The following is a 2,469-nucleotide window of genomic DNA, read 5'->3' as shown; positions in this document are numbered from 1 at the left end:
AGCCCACTCAGCCCGCCCGCTCGGCCGGCTCGGACCGCTCAGCCCGCTCAGCCGGCTCGTCCCGCCAGATGCGCTGGAGCATGTGCCAGTCCTCGGGGTGGGCCGCGATGCCCTCGGCGAAGGCGTCCGCCAGCGCCTGTGTCATGCGCGGCACGTCGGTGTGCGGCACGGCCGGGTGGATGCGCACACCCCAGCCGGCCGGGTCGAACCAGAGGGTGGCCGGCAGCAGCGTCGCCCCGGTCCGCAGCGCGAGGGCGGCCGGCCCCGGCGGCATCGTGGCCGTCGCTCCGAAGAAGGTGACCGGAACGCCGTCCGCGGACAGATCGCGATCGGCCAGCAGGCACACCGTGCCACCCGCGTGCAGACGGTCCGCCAGCAGGTCAAAAGGTGGTTGCTCACCACCGGTGAGCGGGATGACCTCCATGCCGAGCGCGGAGCGGAACCGCACGAACCGATCGAACAGCGAGGCCGGTTCCACCCGCTCCGCGACCGTCGTGAACGGCTCCCCGTTCGCGGCCAGCCACGCGCCGGCATGTTCCCAGTTGCCCATGTGCGGCAGCGCGGCGATGGTGCCCTGGCCAGACGCCAGGGCCGCACGCAGCCGAGGCTCCGCCAGCATGCGCATGCCGTTGATGATCCGCTCACGCGGCATGTCCTGCAGGCGGAAGACCTCCAGCCAGTAGCGGGCGTAGGAACGCATCGCGGCCCGGGTGAGCTGGTCAAGGTCGGTGCCGGGCGGGACGGTTCGCGCCAGGTTTGACCGCAGCCGGCGGGCTCCCCGGCCGTCCCGGCGCACGGCGGCGTCGGCCGCCATGGCGAACGCCCGCGCGGCAGCGCGCTCGGGCAGCACACGCACGACCCGCCAGCCGGTCGCGTAGGCAAGGTCCGTCATCCGGGCACGGGCGATCGTCAACGCGGGCCGTCCCGTCACGTCAGTGGGCGCGCATGGCCGCGGACGGCCCGACCGGCGGCTGGGCCGCCCCCACGCCAGCGCCAGCGCCAGCGCCAGCGCCCTGATCGTGCCTCAGGTACTGCCGGCGGACGTAGATGATCCGCTGCACCACCGTCAGCACTGTGGCGGCAGCCAGGAACCACAGTGCGGCCGGCAGCAGATACGGCACGCCCAGGCCGTAGAGGCCAGCGGCGACCAGGACAACCAGGAGCCGCTCGCCGCGTTCGGCGAAGCCGACGTCGCAGCGCAGTCCCAGCCCTTCCGCCCGAGCCTTGACGTATGAGATGACCGAACCGGCGATCAGGCAGATCAGCGAGGCGACGCACAACGGCATCGAATCGCCGTCACCGGCATACCAGATGATCAGTGAACCGAAGATGGCACCGTCACCGATCCGGTCGGAGGTGGAATCCAGGAAGGCGCCCCAGCGCGAGGAGATCCCGCGGGCGCGGGCGATGAGCCCGTCGATGAGGTCGGAGAAGGCGAACAGCGCGATGACGACGGTGCCGACGAAGAAGACCCCACGGGTGAAGAAACCCAGCGCCCCACCGACCACGCCGATGGTGCCCACGATCGTCACGGCGTCTGGTGACACCCGCGACCGGGCCAACCGCTCACCCAGAGGATCAAGCACGCGCTGGATCTGCGGCCGTGCCTTGCTAGCGAGCATGTCCGTCCCGTCCCATACGTCCGCCACTGCTGGTTCACAGTACCGCCGGCACGGTCGGCAACCGTCACCTCATTCGGCCGACACGGGTTGTTCACACACCCGTCAAGGGGGAACCTGTTCCTGAAGGGCTTGGTAATCCGTTCAGCAGCCGTCCACTGGTTTCTCACCTTCCCACCCACCCAGTGGCCATGTCACACCGGGGAGGAGCGGGTGAAGCCAACAACGACACGCGAGGCCCGTCCCGATCATCGACACGACACCGGCGTACGCAACATCGTCCTTGTCGGTCACACCGGCGCGGGCAAGAGCGCACTCGCCGAGAACCTGCTGATCGCCGCGAACGGCGGCGGGGCAGCAGCCGGCCACGCCACCAGCACCCGACATACCGATCATGATGACGGTGAGAGCCGGCAGCGCACGATCAGCCTGACCGTGCTGTCCACGATGCATCGGGGGCTACGGATCAACCTGCTTGACACGCCGGGGCTCGCCGATTTCATCGGGGACCTGCGCGCCGGCCTGCGCGGGGCTGACGCGGCGCTGTTCGTGGTCAGCGCGCTCGACGGAGTCGACGGCTTCACGCGCCTGCTCTGGGACGAATGCGCCGCCGCCGCGATGCCCCGCGCGATCGCGATCACCAGGCTCGACCGCCCGCGGGCTGACTTCACCTCGGCCCTCATCAACTGCCAGGAGATGTTCGGCGCGGGTGTGCTCCCGCTCTACCTGCCGGTGGTGAGCCGGTCGCGGCCCACCGAGCCCACGCCGGACGGCCAGCGTCACCGGCTGGTGGACCTGCTGGCGCAGGCCGGCATCGACAACACCGACGGGGGCACAGACACGGACACGG

3 protein-coding genes are annotated in these 2,469 nt (G+C 70.6%); 1 reads left to right on the top strand and 2 read right to left on the bottom strand.

Annotated elements, in window-relative coordinates:
* Positions 1 to 7: 7 nt before the first annotated feature.
* The gene (locus MJ783_RS16635; RefSeq protein WP_370651653.1) at positions 8 to 892 is read right to left on the bottom strand and encodes a phosphatidylinositol mannoside acyltransferase; all 885 of its coding nucleotides are present in this window, start codon (positions 890 to 892) and stop codon (positions 8 to 10) included.
* 40 nt (positions 893 to 932) lie between these two features.
* The gene (gene pgsA / locus MJ783_RS16630; RefSeq protein WP_239311360.1) at positions 933 to 1,622 is read right to left on the bottom strand and encodes a phosphatidylinositol phosphate synthase; all 690 of its coding nucleotides are present in this window, start codon (positions 1,620 to 1,622) and stop codon (positions 933 to 935) included.
* Between the two features lie 210 nt (positions 1,623 to 1,832).
* Between pgsA and MJ783_RS16625 the strand changes: the two genes are divergently transcribed.
* Positions 1,833 to 2,469, top strand: a 637-nt coding sequence (locus tag MJ783_RS16625) for a GTP-binding protein (protein ID WP_239311359.1), incomplete at its 3' end; no start/stop codon positions are given.

This window comes from Protofrankia sp. Cj3, from assembly GCF_917627355.1.
Classification (GTDB): Bacteria; Actinomycetota; Actinomycetes; order Frankiales; family Frankiaceae; genus Protofrankia.
Note: the sequence above shows the minus strand (reverse complement) of the source record. Positions and strands in the feature narration are given on the sequence as shown.

Bases quoted from the DNA above. Each gene is read 5' to 3' on its own strand.
- MJ783_RS16635 (WP_370651653.1), bottom strand. From the start codon at position 892: ATGACGGACCTTGCCTACGCGACCGGCTGGCGGGTCGTGCGTGTGCTG.
- pgsA (WP_239311360.1), bottom strand. From the start codon at position 1,622: ATGCTCGCTAGCAAGGCACGGCCGCAGATCCAGCGCGTGCTTGATCCT.